15 protein-coding genes and 1 other RNA gene are annotated in these 19,458 nt (G+C 42.4%); 8 read left to right on the top strand and 8 right to left on the bottom strand.

The window, feature by feature from the left end; genetic code table 11:
- Positions 1-649: 649 nt before the first annotated feature.
- A complete protein-coding gene (locus F9Y84_RS01360) occupies positions 650-1,315 on the bottom strand; it encodes a tRNA-uridine aminocarboxypropyltransferase (protein WP_125251643.1) in 666 nt (221 codons plus the stop codon).
- Between the two features lie 130 nt (positions 1,316-1,445).
- On the opposite strand from F9Y84_RS01360, the gene F9Y84_RS01355 reads away from it, so the two are divergent.
- Positions 1,446-1,991, top strand: a complete 546-nt coding sequence (locus F9Y84_RS01355) for a GNAT family N-acetyltransferase (protein ID WP_125251642.1) — start codon at positions 1,446-1,448, stop codon at positions 1,989-1,991.
- A gap of 153 nt (positions 1,992-2,144) precedes the next feature.
- Here F9Y84_RS01355 and F9Y84_RS01350 read toward each other — a convergent pair whose 3' ends face one another.
- The 3 genes from F9Y84_RS01350 to zntR form a co-directional block, all read right to left on the bottom strand.
- Complete coding sequence (locus F9Y84_RS01350) at positions 2,145-3,239, bottom strand: lysophospholipid acyltransferase family protein (RefSeq protein ID WP_125251641.1); 1,095 nt, start codon at positions 3,237-3,239, stop codon at positions 2,145-2,147.
- A 170-nt stretch (positions 3,240-3,409) separates the two neighbouring features.
- On the bottom strand, positions 3,410-4,666 hold the full coding sequence (locus F9Y84_RS01345) for an SO_0444 family Cu/Zn efflux transporter (protein WP_147390674.1): 1,257 nt from the start codon (positions 4,664-4,666) through the stop codon (positions 3,410-3,412).
- Positions 4,659-5,066 (bottom strand): Zn(2+)-responsive transcriptional regulator, encoded by a 408-nt coding sequence (gene zntR, locus F9Y84_RS01340; RefSeq protein ID WP_147390675.1) that lies wholly within the window; start codon positions 5,064-5,066, stop codon positions 4,659-4,661. The genes F9Y84_RS01345 and zntR overlap by 8 nt, the downstream gene beginning before the upstream one ends.
- Before the next feature lie 91 nt (positions 5,067-5,157).
- Here zntR and F9Y84_RS01335 point away from each other — a divergent pair, with 91 nt between their 5' ends.
- Both F9Y84_RS01335 and F9Y84_RS01330 read left to right on the top strand, forming a co-directional pair.
- On the top strand, positions 5,158-6,105 hold the full coding sequence (locus F9Y84_RS01335) for a D-2-hydroxyacid dehydrogenase (protein WP_147390676.1): 948 nt from the start codon (positions 5,158-5,160) through the stop codon (positions 6,103-6,105).
- Between the two features lie 188 nt (positions 6,106-6,293).
- Positions 6,294-6,671, top strand: coding sequence for a DUF3192 domain-containing protein (locus F9Y84_RS01330; RefSeq protein ID WP_125251637.1), 378 nt, complete (start codon positions 6,294-6,296; stop codon positions 6,669-6,671).
- Positions 6,672-6,794: 123 nt separating this feature from the next.
- Here F9Y84_RS01330 and F9Y84_RS01325 read toward each other — a convergent pair whose 3' ends face one another.
- The 4 genes from F9Y84_RS01325 to F9Y84_RS01310 all read right to left on the bottom strand — a co-directional run bounded on the left by F9Y84_RS01325 (position 6,795) and on the right by F9Y84_RS01310 (position 13,168).
- Complete coding sequence (locus F9Y84_RS01325) at positions 6,795-7,697, bottom strand: GGDEF domain-containing response regulator (protein ID WP_147390677.1); 903 nt, start codon at positions 7,695-7,697, stop codon at positions 6,795-6,797.
- Positions 7,698-7,706: 9 nt separating this feature from the next.
- Positions 7,707-11,402, bottom strand: coding sequence for a PAS domain-containing sensor histidine kinase (locus F9Y84_RS01320; protein WP_147390678.1), 3,696 nt, complete (start codon positions 11,400-11,402; stop codon positions 7,707-7,709).
- Between the two features lie 69 nt (positions 11,403-11,471).
- Positions 11,472-12,872 carry a PhoH family protein gene (locus tag F9Y84_RS01315; protein ID WP_125251634.1) on the bottom strand — a complete coding sequence of 467 codons (1,401 nt, stop codon included), beginning with the start codon at positions 12,870-12,872 and terminating at the stop codon, positions 11,472-11,474.
- Positions 12,873-13,027: 155 nt separating this feature from the next.
- On the bottom strand, positions 13,028-13,168 hold the full coding sequence (locus F9Y84_RS01310) for a hypothetical protein (RefSeq protein ID WP_167508290.1): 141 nt from the start codon (positions 13,166-13,168) through the stop codon (positions 13,028-13,030).
- On the opposite strand from F9Y84_RS01310, the gene rapA reads away from it, so the two are divergent.
- From rapA to yacG, 5 genes are all read left to right on the top strand, one after another.
- The gene (rapA, locus tag F9Y84_RS01305; protein ID WP_147390679.1) at positions 13,167-16,064 is read left to right on the top strand and encodes an RNA polymerase-associated protein RapA; all 2,898 of its coding nucleotides are present in this window, start codon (positions 13,167-13,169) and stop codon (positions 16,062-16,064) included. The two genes, F9Y84_RS01310 and rapA, sit on opposite strands and share 2 nt — an antisense overlap.
- Positions 16,065-16,165: 101 nt before the next feature.
- Positions 16,166-16,819, top strand: coding sequence for a bifunctional tRNA pseudouridine(32) synthase/23S rRNA pseudouridine(746) synthase RluA (gene rluA / locus F9Y84_RS01300; RefSeq protein WP_176031988.1), 654 nt, complete (start codon positions 16,166-16,168; stop codon positions 16,817-16,819).
- A 174-nt stretch (positions 16,820-16,993) separates the two neighbouring features.
- Positions 16,994-17,176: non-coding RNA, 6S RNA (ssrS, locus tag F9Y84_RS01295), on the top strand.
- Positions 17,177-17,475: 299 nt separating this feature from the next.
- Positions 17,476-18,834 (top strand): L-cystine transporter, encoded by a 1,359-nt coding sequence (locus F9Y84_RS01290; RefSeq protein ID WP_125251632.1) that lies wholly within the window; start codon positions 17,476-17,478, stop codon positions 18,832-18,834.
- 167 nt (positions 18,835-19,001) lie between these two features.
- Complete coding sequence (gene yacG / locus F9Y84_RS01285) at positions 19,002-19,244, top strand: DNA gyrase inhibitor YacG (protein WP_125251631.1); 243 nt, start codon at positions 19,002-19,004, stop codon at positions 19,242-19,244.
- Positions 19,245-19,458: the final 214 nt, after the last annotated feature.

Here is a 19,458-nt window from a genome sequence, read left to right as displayed (position 1 = left end):
AAGTAGATAAAGCGATTATTGGCACTGCTGCTTTGGAAAGTAGCAACAAGGGACAATGAGAACAAATGGATGTTCTTAGCAATTGGACGGCGAAGGATAATACAGCGGACGTTTAAAAGGAACAAGGACACAGGGCTAGATGCCTTTATTCGCAAAATGAGAACACTAAGCGATACCATGGAAGAGGAAAGATTCAGGACGTTGAACTACTCAACTTTGCAGGATGCAGTTAGAAGATTCCGTAAGCGCGGCTCAGCAATGGGTCGCGCTCTTCTTATTTTGCTCCCTCTCTAAACTCACCCGCTATTGAGGCTATGTAAATCAAAAGCGTCGTTATACCAATTGCATTATTTGCACAAAATGAAGTATCCATTTACAGCCTATCATTCGGAATAACATCAATAGTTAGCAATAATACCTATTTTCTTAATTAAGTGGTCTGTTTTGAGGCGAGAAAATCTTGTCGATAACACCGCTTCCGCGTCCAGCTCACGCCGAGGTACCTACGTCCTGTAGGCAAAGCAAAAATTTTGCTATTTAGTTGTTCTAAATAAGAAATTTTTAACACGGTTAGCGTCAGATTTACTCCGTCAGATTGAACAAGTAGTAAGTCAAATTGGTATTAGTGATTGCTCACAATATACCTAGGCTACATTTTGCTGCGCTTTCCTTTTAGGTAAGCATCTCTGAAGTCGACAAAGTGGGCAGTTAATTTATCAGCTGCATCTTGCTCACCACACTCAGCAAACAATACGCAAGCCACTTCTGCCGTTCCAAGCTGGTGCTCATGTGGTGCCACCCGAAGCTTATAATCTGAAAGCTTATCCGGTGCGATTGACAGCACAGGCAGGTTATCCAAGTAAGGGCTTTTTCGAAACATTTTTTTCGCTTCTCGCCATGTTCCGTCCAAAAAGATAAACAATGGTTTTTTATCGGCTGTACGATGTATTTGCGTGATCACCCGCTCAGGCTCTACCCCTTGTTCAGGAAAAACGACTATCGGCGCATATTGTGGATCTGCAAGTAGCGCCAATAAACCTTCATCAGGTTCTGTTCTGTCCCAACGAAACGCATAATTATCAGGAATAACATCAGCAATGAGACGCCCGGTATTGGACGGTTTAAAGCTTTCGTTGTGATACATTAACAAGCATACTGCACAGTTTGCTTCAGCAACTTGTACTTTATTGCAAATACACAAAGTGGACGCTAATAAGCAACATTCACAACGCGCTAATTTGGAGCCTCTGGCTTTATACTCTCGTCGTGCAGCAGCAATTTGTTGCTGTCTAAGTGCTAATACTGAATTGTTCACTCTGTTCCCCATCAAAAAATGCCGGCGTATTTTAGTCAAGCGTTACGCCTGCGTCTACGCAAACTTAATCACTACCTTTACTCAGGATGTAAGCTCTTGTACGCTAAAGTTTTATTGAGAGTATAAATAGATGCAAGTAAAGGATTCAAAAAGGCTACATTACCGTTTGCTCACCGCAGCAGACGCCCAACTGCTCGCCGACCTTGATAGCGACCCTGAGGTGATGAAGTTTATTACAGGTGGCAAAACAAATTCACTGGAAGAGGTGAAAACGGTCTATATTCCACGCTTAAGTACATTCACCGAAGAGTCTAAAGGATGGGGACTTTGGGGCTGTTTTGAGTTGCCAGATAAACACTTTCTCGGCTGGATTCTAGTCCGCCCTGCTCATTTTTTTAGCGAACAAAGAAATGATCGAGATTTAGAACTTGGCTGGCGATTTAAACAGATATCATGGGGAAAAGGACTTGCAACCGAAGCGGCGCAACAAGTCATGTCTGAATTAGTCAGTGCAAACCCTGATGTTACGCACTTTAGTGCGATTGCTGATGAAGGCAACACAGGCTCTATCAATATAATGAAAAAGCTCGGGATGAGCTTTGTCAAAAAAGGGCTACACACTGACATTTTAGGCGATATGGAAGTCGTATATTACGAAAAGCCAGTATCGAAATAATGCGCTTTGAGAGTGATCCTCATTCACTGTTCGGTGCGCGACACATTTAACTGTATCTGCGCACAAGCCTTTATTTTACTGAAGAAAGACTTGGATCAAGTGGTATGGTTTAACCACGAGTGAATATGAGGAAAACAAATCGCGAGAAAGGGATTAAATCCCTTTTCGACGTAGCGGCTCAGCATACATGCTCACCACAAACTGTTTCAGTTCATCAGGAACAGTTTCAAGCTTTGACATAAAATCAGCTCTATCCTCAGCGCTTACTTTCGTGTCATCCCCTGCTGCCAAGTGATTAGTTGAATGTAAGTGATAAAGCTCTAAGATTTGTTTATCAATAACTTGGGCTAGTTCGTCGGGATTCTCCACATCGCAAGTAATTGGCGCACCAAAGGCAACATGCACATGGCCTTTGTCTGAGCTAAAGCCGTCAACAATACTGGCGATATCTTCCCCTTGCGCCTTAACATACTGGCCAAACTGCTGCTTATGATACAACTCTTTTGCTTTGGCTACTGCACATGGTTCATATTGATATGAAATCGCAACCGGTACAATTTTTAGCTGCTTAATATACTCAGAAAAGTCTACTTTTAGCTTTCTGCCGTTCAACTGCAACATCTTTAGTAAAGCAGGATCCGTTTGATCGATGCCATCTTTAGCTCGTCCTTCTTTTTGGGCAATCCAAATAGAGTTTCCTTCGCTAAGCGAGTCAAAAATATAGGCTGAGAGCTGGGTTAACGCCTTTAGCATTTCTTTAGGCGCTTTTGCAGAGCGTTTCACGATAAAGCTTTTGTTGAGACGCATCAGCTCCGTGATGTAAGGTACTTGCAACAGGTTATCCCCAATCGCGATTCGAACAGTACGCATATGCTGTTGATGCAATCCCCAGTTTACCAAAGCTGGATCCAGGACAATATCACGGTGATTTGAAATAAATAAATAAGAGGTATGCGAGTCAAGCGACTCAAGACCTGAATATGTGACTTTAGACGTCGTTTTGTTGATTAAAATCTGTAAATAGTACGCAACTTCATTTTGTACCTGCTCGATACTGCAAAAGTTTCCCCACTTATTTTTAAGCTTCATTCTTACTAGGGGTCGGGCAACTACCGGCCAGGCACTTAGCCATGCCGGCAAGTTATATTTAGCGATAACATCGATAAACTGGTCATCTCCCAATAAACGTGCCAAGGCAGGTACAACTTCATCATCATTATACGGTCTTATGTCAGCGTATTTATCCACTCTACTTCTCAAACTCTCGGATTAAAGCATACTTTGGCGCATTCTATCGTGTCAGATAAACAGACGCTAAGCATTTCATGTCTGACCACCAGAGTAATACATCTTGCTGGAACATAAAATGCCTAAGCGTAATTTAGCAGTGCTGGATAACGATTACTTTAAAGTCAGCACTACACACTCTCTGCTCTAAATACTTCACTCAGCTTAAGTATCGCCAGTCTCAGTAGTAATGCGGCAAGTAATATTCCCATGGATACGCTAAGCCAGTGAGGCAGAATTTCATGCTCTTCACCAATCATCGGAGTGACCACAAAGCCATAGGTAGCAACGAGGTGATCGGTCAGGAAGCCAAAGATAAGCGCAACCCCAATCACACCGACCAAATAAGCAAATACGGCTCTACGCCCAAGCTCTTTACCTACAACACCTATAGTAGCAATATTGGTGGCAGGGCCTGCCAACATGAATACCAATACCGCCCCCGGAGACACTCCAGCCATTAATAAACCTGCTGCAATTGGCGTTGAAGCGGTAGCACAAATATACATTGGAATACTGATCAAAATAACCACCAGCATCGCTAAAATACCATCGCCCCATTGAGATAAAAATGACTCAGGTACAAATGTTTGCACTAACGCGGCAAAAAATAAGCCTATCAATAACCACACCGCGGTATCAGATAATAACTTATTACAGCTAAACTTTATTGCTTCAATTATTTTTGCCGTAATCGCTGACTGCGCTTCTGTTGGCTGTGAGCTACAACAATTGGTTTCAGAAGGGCTGGGATCACAACAATTTGACGCCGATGAAGCCTTACTCTGGCAACTACTATTACTACTTCCAGCGGCTACTAGCTTTGGCTCTGTTGTTGTACAGCAGCTTGGGCTGGTTACCGGCTTAGTATCGCAACAAGACTTGGTTACCTGCGGTTTTGGCTCCGATGGGGCTGAGGCGCTACAACAACTGCTAGTTTTAGGAGACGTGTTTGACACTTTTTCCGTCGTTGATTTTTTATCTTCGTCTTTTTCCTTTCCAACCAATAAACCCGCTGCAATCGCACTAGTAACCGCAGCAATAGGTCTTATCACCGCCATAAAAGGCCCAAGCAGCACATAGGAAACAGAGATTGAGTCGACGCCGGTTTCGGGCGTTGAAACTAAAAAAGCTGTCGTCGCACTTTTCGACCCTCCAGCTCTTCTAAGCCCAACCGCTGCGGGTATAACACCGCAAGAGCATAATGGCATTGGCGCACCAATTAAGGCAGCTTTAATTGTCGTCCAAAATCCTTCCTGACCTAAGTGCTTTTGCAGTAAGTTTTTTGGAATAAAAACGTTGAGTAAGCCCGCTAACACTAAACCTAGTAACAACCATGGCGCTGATACTAAAAATAGCTGCCAAAAATTCAATATCAGTTCATTCATCGATAGCCTCCAAGGCGGTTAAAATTGAGCAGCTCACTGCTGCTTCCTCACCACCACAGCATTGCTTTGCCAGTGTTGACAAGGATTGTTCAAACTTTTGTAACTCTGCTATGCGCGCTCTGACTAAATCACGCTTAGTGAGCGTCAGCGTTTTTACTTCTTCACAGCTGTGCTGATGCTTTTCAAATTTAATTTTTAACAGATCTTGCACTTCTTTGAGGCTAAATCCCACTTTTTTAGCACGAAGAATAAAACGCATCTGTTTTTCACTTTGCTCATCAAACAAGCGATACCCTCCTTCACTCCTTGCGCAAGGGTGAAGCAGATCATTTGCTTCGTAATATCTTAACGTGTCCGTCGATACGTTAAGCCGATTTGCCAGCTCACCAATCTTTATCACTTTACACTCCTCAGTCCCGAAGATTATCCTAGCCGATATGATAAGTATAAACCTTAGAGTTAACTCCAAAGTCAAGTAAAGGATAAAAATAATGCAAATAGTGGTTTTAGACGCTAAAACTCTTGCCAATACCGACCTTACACCTATTGCTAAATTAGGCACACTCACATCTTATGATATGACCGCCTACGAAGACATTTTGTCTCGATGTGAAAACGCAGAAGTCATAATTACCAATAAAGTCAAACTTGATGCGAAGCTCATTGCGTCTTTACCGAAATTAAAGCTGATTTGTGTCGCAGCCACCGGGGTTAATAATATCGAGTTAGAAGCAGCTAAGGCACATCATGTTGCGGTGGCAAATGTAGCTGGTTACTCAACCCCCTCTGTTGTTCAGCATACTTTTACTATGTTAGGTAATTTGATGACAAATATTCATCGTTACCAACAAGATTGCCATGCTGGACGCTGGCAGCAAAGCTCTATGTTTTGCCGTTTAGATTACGACATTAGCGAAATCGCAGGAAAGCATTTTGTCATTATAGGGCATGGTGCTTTGGGTGAAGCGGTTGCAAATGTTGCCAAAGCATTTGGTGCAAAGGTGATCATTGCTGAGCGTAAAGGCGCCACTCAAGTTAGAAATGGCCGCATGGCTTTTACTGAAGCACTACGTATTGCTGATATTGTGTCTATCCATTGCCCCCTGACAGCAGAAACTGAAAACTTGATTGATGACGCTGAGTTTGCAGCACTTCAAGGTCATGCTTTTATAATAAATACAGCAAGAGGTGGGATAGTAAACGAGCAAGCTCTTGTTAATGCACTTAATAATAATCAAATTGCAGGAGCTGCAGTGGACGTGTTAACACATGAACCTGCTCGCACAGATAATCCATTAGTGAACTATCAAGGCGATAATTTGCTACTCACCCCTCATATTGCATGGGCAAGTAAAGAGGCGATTGCACGCTTGGTAAATGAGATCGCACTCAATATTAACGCATTCGCCTCCGGCACAGACAGAAATAGAGTGGTCTAGTTACTTGAACAATGATGAATATCACTAAATTTTGGTAAAAATGTAACTCCCAGGTTGGACAAAAAAAAGCAAGTTATTGATATTATTAAGCATTACAAGTTGGCAAAAAGTTTGCTTTAATAAGGTACAAAAAAGTGAAAAGCTGTTTACAATAAAAAACAGCAATAAAGAGCAAAAAGGAAAGAATAATGAAAAAATTAATGTTAGTAGCAGCACTAAGCTCGACTCTGTTATCAGGTTGTATTGTTGCAGTATCGGATGGTGAAGTTGAGCACGGCTGGGCATCTAAATACAATTCGAATTGGGAACAAAAGCAGCGTGAAAACCGTGAAAAGATAGCGGATTTTAAAATGGGCACCGATTACGCAACGGTGAAAGAAGCGCTGTCTACTCCTGACTTCAGTGAGCTCGTGGCAAAAGATGGTGATAATTATCAAGTGCTTTACTATGCTACAAACAGCAAGCATTCAGATGGAAAAATAACCAAAGATGAATGTACTGCGCTAGTATTCAAAAATAATCAGCTTATCGGCTTTGGTGATAGCGCACTTAAACAAGTTCTTTAAAGTGTATACACACCAAGGATGGTGTGATTAAGACAAGCTGCAAAGCAGCTACACATCTTATTGCGTGCCCATTCTTTATCTAAGCTCGAAACCATGCTGAGCTGTAGCTCTTATAAAAACGTATTATATCTGTTTGATAAATATTGTGCTCTGTTGCTTTTGCGCTTCTGCCAGCGCGCTATCAGCATTTTTTATCAATTCGTTGAGCTCTAGGGTTTTATGTTGCTCAATATGTACAGCCCCGATACTGACACTAACATGTGCACAAATGGGAGAAGCGATATGTGGTATTTTTAGCGCATTAACTGCATCATGAATTGACTGTGCAATTGATGTTACAGTATCAATATCATGCTGTGCCGATACTAATGCAAAGCGAGTACCATCGAAGCGACCTATAAATACGCTGTAGCGTGCGGCCGTTTCTTCTAGCGCTTTAGCCACCTTAAACAAACAAGTATCACCATGCATATAACCATAATGCTCGTTAAACGTTTTAAAGAAATCGAGTTCAACCAGCATGATAGAAAAACAGCCCTGTGCGGCCTCATCTCCAGTTAATAGCGCCCGCATTTCTTCATCTAAACGTCTACGATTTGGTAATTCCGTCAACCCATCCAATGAGACCAGCTTTTCTAGTAAGTCATTCTTTTTCTTAATTGCCAGATGATTTTTGAGTCTTGTTTTTACTATCAGAGGGTTAAAAGGCTTTGTAATATAGTCTACGGCGCCTAATTCGAGTCCCCTCGCTTCGTCTTTAAAACTCACGCTACCCGATATGACTATCACCGGGATCCCATAAGTGCTCGCGTCTTTTTTTAGCTTCTCCAAAATGGTAAAACCAGATCCATTGCCCATAGCAACATCTAAAATAATCAGATCGGTACGATTCGCTTTTACCTCATCGATGCAAAACGCAGGATCTTCACAGTGAAAAAGTGTGTGATCCTCACTCAGGATGTTGGTTAATACCATTTTGTTTATCGGGTCGTCATCAATTATAAAAATATGCTCAGCTTGCTGCATCCCTTAGTACTACCTTCTTTGCTCAATAAAGCATATGACTTGAGATAGTGCGGTGGTAAGTTTATCCAAGTCTGTGCGATTTGTTATAGTTGTAATTTTTTTACTTTGCGTTTCAAGGTCTTTGGCCACTTTAGCAAGCCGCTTAAACCCTAATCCCGCAGCCGCCCCTTTGATGCCATGTGCAAGTTCAAATAAAGCTGACCCCTGTTCAAGTTGGCTGACCTGTTCTAGGTAATCATGACAAAGTTTAGCAAATTTATCTAACATTGTTTGCAAAAACGTTTCATTTTGCATCATCTGTGACAAGGCAAACTCATAATCAAAAAATGCCTCTGTAGTAAACTCTGACTTAACAATATTACTTGCAAGCGTTTTACAAGCTTGAGCGCTACTAATGGGTTTTACCAAATAGTCATTCATACCGACTTTAGCAGCCTTCGCACGCTCTTCTTTACTTGCATTTGCAGTCAACGCGATAATCGGAAGCTCAGCTGCTGAGCATATCTTTCTTATTTGTTGAGTGGCTTGATAACCATCAACCTTGGGCATATGAATATCCATCAAAATGGCATCAGGACTTAAGGTTTGTACTATTTCCTGAATTTTCTCAGCACTTTGAAGTGCAACTGTCGATATGCCATTTTTTTTCAACATATTTTCAGTAATATCCAGATTCAGACTGTTATCATCTACCACCAAACACAGCGCGCCTGCTACTTGCATACAACCACTATCCACGGTTTGCGTCATATGAGCAAACTCCGCAAGCCAAGTATATGCAGATTGATAGAACACATGTTGATTCAGGGCGATATGGTTATTTTGCTCTGTTAGTTGCTCGTCACAATGTAATATAACGGCCTTAGTACTCGCTAAAACACCTGCAGGTAAATTGGCACAGTGTGGAGGCACAACCACGATGGACTGCTCCAAATCTTCAGCACTTTGCGATACTTGATCTAACAATATAGGGGTTGCCAGTCCCGCGAGGTAACTCGGCAATTGCTCCTGAGTGTCAACAAGACAGTAAACGGCCTTATGGCTCTCGACAATGGGGCAAGCTCCTTTATCCACAACCAATTCAAAAAAGAAGCAACTACCTTGGTTGGGCGTCGAGTCAACGGTAATATTCCCTCCCAGTAATGCCACTTCTTGTTTTGCGATCGCAAGTCCAAGACCAATTCCTTCATGCCGTCGAGTGAAGCTCTCGTCCCCTTGAGTAAAGGCGTCAAAGAGATGTTCCACTTGTTGTGCTTTGATCCCAACACCAGTATCCCACACTGCAAACTTTATTGTTTGCTTAGCTGTTGTATCCGCTGTGACATCAACTTTTAAGCCAATTTGGCCTTGATTGGTGTACTTAACTGCATTACTTAATAAGTTAACTAATATTTGTTTGATCTTGTCTTCATCGCTATACAGATAGGGCCAAACTAAGGCGTCAATTTGCAACTCAAATGATAAGCCTTTTTGCACACACAAAGGCTTTATCAACGACTCTATGGCCGTAAATGCCTGACAAGCTTGAAAGGTCTCGTACTGGATAGTGCCTTGGTGACTCTCTACTTTTGCAAATTCCAAAATGCTATTGAGCATTGCCAATAGTTCGTTTGCAGCACCAGAAAGCTGTTGCAATTTTTTACTTTGCAGTCGTGTTAGCGACTCACTATTTATCATGTCCGCAAGACCTAAAATAGCATTGATTGGCGTTCTAATTTCATGGCTAATATTTGCGATAAAGCGGCTTTTAGCAAGTGTTGCACGTTCAGCGTCCTGCTTCGCAAGCAGCAGGCCTGTAATATTTTGAATATGAATAACATAGTATTTTGGGCGTTTATCCTTATCCCAAACCAAAGAGATGCTAAGTTGAAGCCACCTGTGCTTACCTGCCTGCGAAACCGTGTGTTCTACTACTTTTTTTTGCTGCTTTAATAACCCAGCTAACACACTTTGAAGCGACTGCCAGTTTTGTTCATCAAACAACCGCTCCAGCTGCTTTTCTCCGGTGTTTTTATCTAAGGATAAAAAGCGCTTTGCAGCTTTGTTCATTTCCAGTATTTTGCCATCTATTGCTGATAAAATAACCCCATTGGGGGCAAACTCAGTTGCCGCTCTAAAGTTTTCTTCAGAATCTCTTAAAGCGTTGTAAGCTTCTTGAGCTGCTGTAATATCACGTGCAACGCCCAAGCACCCAATCAACTTTCCAGTGTCCGATTTAAGTGGTGTGATAGTTAAGAAGTAGGTATTTTTACCCAATACAAAGTTGGTAGACACTTGTTCTTGTGAGTGTTCCATTAGTGCCTCTTGCTCAAGTAAAATAGTGAGGCCTGAGGTAATTTCTCGTTGAGTTTTCGCCACCAGTAAAGACTTATCCACCCCCATAAACTCCTCAAACGCTCGGTTACAGCCAATGAAAGAGCCATCAATATTTTTGAAGTAAATGATGTCTGGTACCGAGTCTAATACGGCATTTAATAATGCAGCTTGGCGTTCCTTAGCTTCAAAACTCTGCTTTAGTGCTTGCTGCTTACGCTTTATTTCGTCATCAAGTTCTTGGTTATGCTGCTTTAGCGTATGCATTAAGCGCGATTTTTGCTCTACGACTTGTTTGATTTGAGCAAACCATGGTTGCCATTCTGAGGGAATAGGATAATTTAACGTCGTTTCAGGTGAGTGTTCCTGTAACGAGAGATAGTTGACAAAGTGCGTTAATGGCCGCACAAAAATCTGCCGACTAAGCCACACAATGGTGGTAAACGTAAATAATATAAAAAAGAGCAATAGCGCAAGCTCTAGCAATATTTCTCGTTGCAGGGGCGCGGCAAATTGTGCATAGCTTTCATGATAATTTAAGCTAATAGGTTCTTTAGCTGGCTCTGCAATAAAGTGTAATCCGTACTGCCAAGGCGCAGCAGACTTTGCAAGCCCGGCATGCTCATAGTCAAAACGCTCCCCCGCAATGATTTCATTACTTTGGTTTTTAAACTCCATGGTTCCATCCAAAGAGCCTATGTTTTGCAGCCAACGATCAATAATATGACTATCGTAAATCATTAAAATATGGGTATTGTCGACCGTCGAGAGCTTTTTACCAAGAGCGAACATTTGCCTATCAAAAAATTTAACTGGAGAGCCAACGACAATATTACCAAGGCTAAAGTCAGGCTGAAATTTACCGCGCACTAGCTGAGTAATAAAGTGGCTGCTCGTGGCCTCCCTACGTTTAATAAAGGCAAAGCCATCATCTTCGATATAAGCAACTGCATATAGCCCACCTTGCAGTGCCAAAGCTGCATCAAAAGCGGTATTGAGTGACAACACGGTCTGCCAACGCTTAGTTGCAAATAAGGCCTCGTTTACTTGCCCTCTGCCAACAATTTCGCCGCCGCTATTTGGCAGTGCATGATAATAATGCTCAGGGTGCTGTTCTATGTCTTCCAACCATTCTGGTGGTTTCTGAAAAGAAATTGGCTGCGCGAGATTAACTGCAATACTGTCTAACACAACATGTGCAGCATAAAACTCTTGTTTGAGCTGTTGAGAAACGTATTCATACTGACCAAAACGCACTTTATATTGGCGTTCGAGTTTAATTTGATATAGGTGGTAAGCTAAAATGAGTACCAACAAGATAGGAATAACCACTGCAACTAAAATTCCCTTTCGATAGCTTCTTAGTGGTAAAAATTCTTTAGTTGCATCCATTTACTGGCTCATTCCCGTTTGCACACATACGTATTCAAAAGAGTAACGAGCCAGCCGATTCAAGGCAAGTTATAAATTTTCTTCTGCAAAACTGGCTAAGCGACTCCTTACAACGCCATTTAAATTGATGGTAGCACTGCCTTCAAAGTCTTTAAATCGCTCCACAATATAAGTCAATCCAGACGTAACTGGGGTTAGATAATTACTGTCTATCTGTGCCAAGTTGCCGGTACAAATAAGCTTAGTGCCCTCGCCACAGCGAGTAATAATGGTTTTTAATTGCGAGGCGGTTAAGTTTTGGCTCTCATCCAAAATAACGACCGCATTTTGAATACTGCGGCCACGCATAAAGTTCACCGACTTAAATTGGATATTTGCTTTCTCCATGATGTAGTTTCGACTCGTGACAGGGCTTTCATCATGTTTATGAAGCACCTCTAAAGTATCGGTGATGGCTGCAAGCCAAGGCGCCATTTTTTCTTCCTCGGTGCCGGGTAAAAATCCGATACTCTCTGCGATTTCAGGTGTGTTACGCGTCACAATGACTTTGTCGTAAATACCTTTTTCAATAATCATCTCTAGTGCGCTCGCAAGCGCTAGTAATGTCTTACCGCAACCCGCAGGCCCTGTTAGTATCACCAGTTCAATATCAGTATCAAGTAACGCATCCAATGCCATACCTTGGTTTATATTCTTTGGTTTTACCCCCCATGCTTGACGGTGCATTAGGCGCTCAACACCAAGGTCTTTTAATCTGATGTGCTCATCATCATACCCCACCACTCGCGCTGCAAAATGATTGGTATCATCAATAAGATACTCGTTGCAAAACACATCAGGCACCAATGATTTTGGTACCTCATGGATAGTATAACGGCCATTTTGCTGCGTTTGACACTCCCCAACATCTTGCCAAAAATCGCCATCAACCTTTTTAAACCCACTGGTAAGTAATGCAATATCATCTATCAGCTGATCAGTGCGATAGTCTTCTACATATTTAAGCCCAGCCCCCTTCGCTTTTAGCCGCATGTTAATGTCTTTGGTAACCAATAAGACTTTTTTGTCACTATATTGCGTTTGTAAATGTACCGCACAGTTGATGATCCTATGGTCATTTTCATTACCAGGTAACCCTGATATAGAGTCAGGAAATAAATGATCATTAACAATTATCAACTTTCCCGAACTTGGCGTTCTGTGGTTTTCAAGTTTTAATGTTGGTAGCGCTACCCCCTCTAGCATTTGCTCTGGCGTTGCATCGCGCAGTACATCATCTAATCCGCGAATTGCAACTCTCGCATCTCTACTTACATCACTCTTTCTATCTTTGATGTGGTCAAGTTCTTCTAAAACTGTCATGGGAACGACAACGTCATGCTCTTGGAAAGAAAGGTAAGCGAGTGGTTCGTGGAGAAGTACGTTGGTGTCTAGTACGTATACTTTATGGTCTTTATCTTGTTTTACCATAGCGCATTCCTGTTGTTTACAGATTATTATGCTATACCCAATACACGGTGAGTGTGACAAATTATGCTTTGGGTATAGGTCAAGTTTAGTCTATTTGTCATAAAAGTCGCTTTTATGACAAAAGAAAATACAACTTGCGTTTTGTTAAAAAACAACTAGTTGGCTAATGGCATGCCAATTTCGTCCAGCTCCTTGTCAAGCTTGATTTGTAAAGCAGTGTACAGACTTTCATATTGAACAAATGGGCGTGAATAGGTAACATAGCCGCCTTTTTTCTGCATAGACGAGATAACCATGAATTTTTCCTTAGGTCAGCGCTGGATCAGCGATACGGAATCAGATTTAGGATTGGGCACGATAGTGGCACTTGAGGGGCGTCAAGTGACTATTTTATTTCCTGCTAGCGGAGAAAACCGTGTTTACTCAGTACAGGAAGCACCTGTAACTCGAGTGGTATTCAACCCAGGCGATGTGATCCGCCATGTTGAAGAGTGGGAACTGCGTGTTGACAGCGTGGAAGAGCAAAATGGACTATTTTGCTATCATGGTACTCGAGTTGACAATGAAGAAGAGACTTCATTTAAAGAGACCTTTCTTGATCACTTCCTTAAATTCAATAAACCTCAAGACCGTCTATTCGCAGGCCAGATCGATCGTTTTGACCGTTATACGCTACGTTATCAAACTTGGCAGCATCAGTTTGATAAAGAACAGTCTCATCTCAAAGGGTTGATAGGTCAGCGTGCAAGCCTTATTCCGCACCAGCTTTACATTGCCGATGAAGTCGGTAAGCGTTTTGCACCTCGCGTACTTCTGTCTGATGAAGTAGGCCTAGGTAAAACCATTGAAGCAGGTATGATTTTACACCAGCAAATCTTATCTGGCCGTGCCAACCGTGTGTTGATTGTAGTTCCTGAAAACTTGCAACATCAATGGTTAGTCGAGATGCTACGCCGCTTTAACCTGCACTTTTCTATTTTTGACGAAGAGCGTTGTAGTGAAGCGTATGCAGATGCACCGAATGTATTCGAAACAGAACAACTGGTACTGGTTAGTCTAGAATTTATTACCAAAAAGCGCCGCTGGTTTGAGCAAGCTACACTCGCCGATTGGGATCTACTGATTGTCGATGAAGCGCACCACCTGACAGTCACTAAGGAAAAGCCAAGCACTGAGTATCAACGTATTGCAGAACTTGCTCAAGACATTCCTGGATTGATCTTGCTAACTGCAACACCAGATCAGCTTGGGCACCGCAGTCACTTTGCGCGTTTGCAGCTACTAGACCCTGACCGTTTCTATGATTACGACGTGTTTGTAGAAGAGGAAAGCCACTATAAAGAAGTTGCAGAAGCCGCGAACAACTTACTGCAAGATAAAAAGCTAGATGCAAAAGAAGAGCAAACACTTTGTACATTGCTAAAAGAAACCGATATTTCAGAGCTGCTAGCAAAGGCACAAAATGGCGATAGCGACGCCAAAGCTGAAATCTTGTCTATGCTATTAGACCGCCATGGTACTGGCCGTATTCTATTTAGAAATAGCCGTAGTGGCATTGATGGCTACCCAAGTCGTTTATTACATCAATACCCAGTACCTCTACCTAAGCAATACAAAACAGCAATGTCGGTAATGGGTAACATTGGCGGCATTCAAAGCCCTGAATTTAACGCGATGCGTGCATTATTCCCTGAAAAAATCTTCCAAGAATTTGAAGGTGAAGGAAGCGGCTGGGCACAGTTCGACCCCCGCGTTGAGTGGTTAATTGCTAAATTAAAAGAGCTAAAGCATGAAAAAGTACTCCTTATTTGTGCCAAAGCAGAAACCGCGATTAGCCTTGAGCAGGTGTTACGTGAACGTGAAGCCATTAAAGCGGCAGTATTCCACGAAGGCATGTCGATTATCGAGCGTGACCGTGCGGCGGCATTTTTTGCCGATGAATACGATAGTGCGCAAGTATTGCTTTGTTCAGAAATTGGCTCTGAAGGTCGAAACTTCCAGTTCTCACATCACTTAGTGCTATTTGATCTGCCGCTTAACCCTGACTTGCTTGAGCAACGTATTGGTCGCCTTGACCGTATTGGTCAAAAACATGATATCAATATTCATGTGCCTTACTTTGAAAACACCGCACAAGAAGTATTACTACGTTGGTATCACGAAGGCTTAGATGCGTTTGAAACCACCAGCACAACAGGACAAATGCTGTATAAATCTTTCTCTGATGATTTGCTGGCGCTAATTGCTGAACATAATTGTGACGAAGACGAGCTAGATCCATTATTAGAGCAAGCCGCAAAAGAAAATGCACAGCTGCGCACAAAGATGGAGCAAGGCCGAGACCGTCTACTTGAGCTTCACTCTAGTGGTCAAGGTAAGACAGATAACATCGTTGCTGAAATCGAAGCGCTTGATAACGACGTAATCTTGCCTGCATTCATGATTAATGTGTTTGATACTTTTGGTGTTAATCAAGAGGACAAAGGCGAGAATACCATTATCCTGAAGCCTACTGAGCACATGCTAAACCCATCGTTTCCATGCTTAAAAGACGACGGGATCACGGTAACCTTTGATCGCGACACAGCATTATCGCAAGAAGATGCGCATTTTATTAGCTGGGATCACCCTATAGTCAGTGGCGTCATGGATATGATTTGCAACGACGACTTTGGCTGTGCATCCGTTGCGCTGTTGAAAAACAACAAGTTACCTGTAGGCACTTTCTTTGTTGAATTGATCTTTGTGGCTGAGTCTTCGGCACCTAAGTCACTGCAATTAGGTCGCTTTTTACCTCCCACACCAATTCGCGTGCTAATGGACAAAGGCGGGAACGACTTAGCACAAAATGTTGCATTTGATGCTTTCAATCAGCAACTTTCTGCCGTTGGCAGACAAACAGGTAGTAAACTTGTAAATGCACTACAAAGCGCAATCCATCCACTTATCACACAAGCAAGCGATATTGCCCAAACTCAGCTTGAAAGTATTCAAGCCAGTGCGATGGACAAAATGCAAAAGCAACTCGGTGATGAGCAAGGTCGTCTGCAAGCACTAAAAGCCATCAATCCTAATATTCGCGACGAAGAGATAAAGGTTTTTGATAAACAAAGAGCGGAGCTGAGCACACACATTGAAAAAGCACAGCTTAAGTTAGACGCTATTCGTTTGATTGTGGTTGCGAACCAGTAACTCCCTAGCATGAAGAGAGCTGCGGCTCTCTTCATGCTACCGCTTAATAAGCAACTCATATATAATACCCGGCTTGGTTCTTGTTCATACAGAGGCAGCTGGTGTTATTAAATTACGCTCCCCCCCTTTCTCCCTATCTTGACATTTTGTACCAAGATGAAGATATGTTAGTGATCAATAAGCCCAGTGGGTTACTTACTGTACCAGGCAAAGATCCAAAACACTGGGACAGCGCTATCGCCAGAGTAAATTTTGTTTACCCCACAGCAAGAATTGTACACCGCCTTGATATGGCAACATCGGGCGTATTATGCCTTGCCATGCACAAAGCAGCGCATCGACACCTGAGCATCCAATTTCAAGACCGCTTAACCCACAAATACTACATCGCTCGAGTTCATGGCAAATTACAGCAACAAACGGGCTCTGTTGATTTACCACTTGTGTGTGATTGGCCAAATCGCCCAAAACAAATGGTTTGCCATGAAACAGGAAAGCCTTCATTAACGCATTTTGAAGTCATCGAATATGAAGCGCAGGCCACCCGAGTTAAATTGACTCCGATCACTGGACGTTCTCATCAACTCAGAGTACATATGCTTTCGCTTGGACATGTCATTCTTGGCGATCGACTATATGCCAAAGATGAAGCATTAGCAGCAGCGAAGCGGCTGCAATTACATGCACAGATGTTGCAAATTTCACATCCCACAACCAATGAGATGATGACCTTTACTGCCCCCACACCTTTTTAACTTAAGATGTAGATAAGGAATAAACTAATAATAATGGAGTAAATATTGAGCCGAAGTTAACGCCCAGATTAACGCTTGGTCAGTCACTAAGCAAACTGGGGAAAAACCACGCGGTTGACACAAAAATTGCAATACTATGGTTTCGTGATCGGCAGATGTTTTATATACTGTAGTTGTTCCCTAGCTCGTCGGACAGCTGATTAAGTCCCTGAGCCGATAAATTTCGTTTAGGATAGCAGTTTGTCTACTATTGAGCATGCTCGGCATGTACCGAGAAGCCTACGGTAGGCTGTTGCTCTCCGCCTTGAACCTCAGGGTTCAAGGGCTGACATTGGCATCCACGAAGCCGGGGAACAATCTCCTCTTTCTTTATTCAATTGCTTTTTATCTATACATTTGCAACAACAAATATCTCTTCAACCTCACTAACTTTTATCAAGTTCAACATTTCAAGCTCTGTGAATGTAAGTATCCTGAACTTGGGTTAAGTAATCTGAGCTTCGGTTAAGTAAGGATCTACAACTTAGTATCTCCTAGAAAACTTTTACCTGTTTTGATAACCTTTTGTTCTATTCCATAGTGAAAGAATATTTTAGCAAAATCACTAAAACCGCTATAGTTGCGCGTTATTTTTTAATGTTTCGAAAGGTATCATGATGTCTTTTGCTGTTATCGCCGCATTGGTGGTGTTTGTTGCCATACTTTTCGGTCTTTATCGCTTTCAACAGCGCGCTGAAACGCTCTCTCGCACTGTATTACTCGGCTTAGTTGCCGGTAGTGTATTTGGGCTCGCACTACAATTTGTTTTCGCTAATGATCTCTCGACTAAACAAACAGTATTAGATTGGGTCGCTATTGTTGGCAGTGGCTATGTAAACTTGCTTAAAATGGTGATCATGCCTCTGGTATTAGTGTCTATGATTGCAGCAGTGGTCAAGCTCGACAATCAAGGCTCTCTCGGTAAGATTTCTTTTGTCACTATCGCTATATTAGTATTTACCACGGCGATTGCTGCCCTGATTGGTATTTTTATCACTCAAGCATTTGGGCTAAGTGCAGCGGGCTTGGTGGAAGGCGCGCGCGAAACTGCACGAATTGCTGTACTTGAACAAAGAGCAACAACAGTCGCTGATTTAACCATCCCACAAATGTTGCTCAGCTTTGTACCAACTAATCCATTTGCAGACTTAACAGGCGAACGTTCTACCTCTATTATCGCTGTGGTAATTTTTGGCGTATTAACTGGTATTGCCGCCCGTAGAGCCATCATGGAAGAGTCAAACTTAAGCAGCCCAATAAAGAATGCGGTTGAGGGCGCACAAGCCGTTGTACTTCGTCTTGTACGTATGATCATCGCCCTTACACCTTATGGCGTTGCAGGCTTGATGGCAAAAGTAATAGCAACATCAAGTATGGCCGATATAGTTAGTCTACTAGGCTTTATCATCGCGTCTTATGTGGCAATTTTACTGATGTTTGTTGTCCATGGCTTGTTAGTTACTTTGGTTGGAGAGAATCCAAAACAGTTTTTCCAAAAGATTTGGCCTGTTTTAACGTTTGCCTTCACCTCTCGTAGCTCTGCGGCAACCATTCCACTTAATGTTGAAGCGCAGATCCACAAGCTCAATGTACCTCCCGCCATCGCAAATTTATCCGCTTCATTTGGTGCGACAATCGGACAAAATGGTTGTGCTGGTATCTATCCTGCGATGTTGGCGGTCATGGTTGCGCCAACGGTTGGCGTTGACCCTTTTGCTATCGACTTCATCGTATCCTTAGTCGCAATGGTCGCAATTAGCTCATTTGGCATTGCAGGAGTTGGCGGTGGCGCCACCTTCGCAGCTCTAGTTGTGTTACCTGCTATGGGACTTCCCGTGACAATTGCTGCACTGCTAATTTCAATTGAGCCATTAATTGATATGGCAAGAACGGCACTCAATGTATCAGGCTCAATGACTGCAGGTACTGTAACAAGCAGACTATTGAAACAAAAAAATATGGATGAAGCGGCCTAATTAAATCTGTTCAGAGGTAGTGTTGTATCACTACTTCTGAACTAGGCTCTCTTAAACCCAGAGTTTTTAGTCGGTAAAACAAAGTACTAAGGCACTTAGTTCACAAACCTTCTAAATACCATTAGACTTACAGCATCAGAAAATGAAGTTATGAGTTGTAACACGTTATGCCGACGATAGTAAAATGCCCAACCTGCCAAAAAGATGTTGAGTGGGCTGATAAGAGTCAATTTCGCCCATTTTGCTCTAAGCGCTGTCAGCTTATTGATTTGGGTGACTGGTCAGATGAATCTAACAAGATTTCTTCCCCGATGAAAACCGGCGAACTTACTCAGCAAGATACACAAAGCTTAATTGAAGACATCGAAGCTGCTTTAGCAAAAAATGAAGACAGTTTTTTCAAAGAGTAGTAGAGGCCGTTATCGGCCTTTCATTACTTTTTATTTCCAAAAAATACCGCTTGTACAAGCGCTTTAGTAGGTTATTACAGCACTAAATAACCCCAGCTCGGGATAAGAATTTAAAAACTAGGGAACTATATGCCTGTTCCAAGATCAGATCTTTCGACCAAAAAAGAAAGTGACCCAGTAAGGAACAGGCATGAATAAGTTAGTTGAGTTGTTT

Origin of the sequence: Pseudoalteromonas peptidolytica (genome assembly GCF_012641745.1) — a bacterium.
Lineage (GTDB): Bacteria > Pseudomonadota > Gammaproteobacteria > Enterobacterales > Alteromonadaceae > Pseudoalteromonas > Pseudoalteromonas peptidolytica.
Note: the sequence above shows the minus strand (reverse complement) of the source record. Positions and strands in the feature narration are given on the sequence as shown.

What these genes read in the sequence shown, in the direction of transcription:
- F9Y84_RS01355 (WP_125251642.1), top strand. Translation starts at nt 1,446, where the DNA reads ATGCAAGTAAAGGATTCAAAAAGGCTACATTACCGTTTGCTCACCGCA.
- F9Y84_RS01345 (WP_147390674.1), bottom strand. Translation starts at nt 4,666, where the DNA reads ATGAATGAACTGATATTGAATTTTTGGCAGCTATTTTTAGTATCAGCG.
- F9Y84_RS01335 (WP_147390676.1), top strand. Translation starts at nt 5,158, where the DNA reads ATGCAAATAGTGGTTTTAGACGCTAAAACTCTTGCCAATACCGACCTT.
- F9Y84_RS01330 (WP_125251637.1), top strand. Translation starts at nt 6,294, where the DNA reads ATGAAAAAATTAATGTTAGTAGCAGCACTAAGCTCGACTCTGTTATCA.
- F9Y84_RS01325 (WP_147390677.1), bottom strand. Translation starts at nt 7,697, where the DNA reads ATGCAGCAAGCTGAGCATATTTTTATAATTGATGACGACCCGATAAAC.
- F9Y84_RS01320 (WP_147390678.1), bottom strand. Translation starts at nt 11,402, where the DNA reads ATGGATGCAACTAAAGAATTTTTACCACTAAGAAGCTATCGAAAGGGA.
- F9Y84_RS01315 (WP_125251634.1), bottom strand. Translation starts at nt 12,872, where the DNA reads ATGGTAAAACAAGATAAAGACCATAAAGTATACGTACTAGACACCAAC.
- rapA (WP_147390679.1), top strand. Translation starts at nt 13,167, where the DNA reads ATGAATTTTTCCTTAGGTCAGCGCTGGATCAGCGATACGGAATCAGAT.
- F9Y84_RS01310 (WP_167508290.1), bottom strand. Translation starts at nt 13,168, where the DNA reads ATGGTTATCTCGTCTATGCAGAAAAAAGGCGGCTATGTTACCTATTCA.
- F9Y84_RS01290 (WP_125251632.1), top strand. Translation starts at nt 17,476, where the DNA reads ATGTCTTTTGCTGTTATCGCCGCATTGGTGGTGTTTGTTGCCATACTT.
- yacG (WP_125251631.1), top strand. Translation starts at nt 19,002, where the DNA reads ATGCCGACGATAGTAAAATGCCCAACCTGCCAAAAAGATGTTGAGTGG.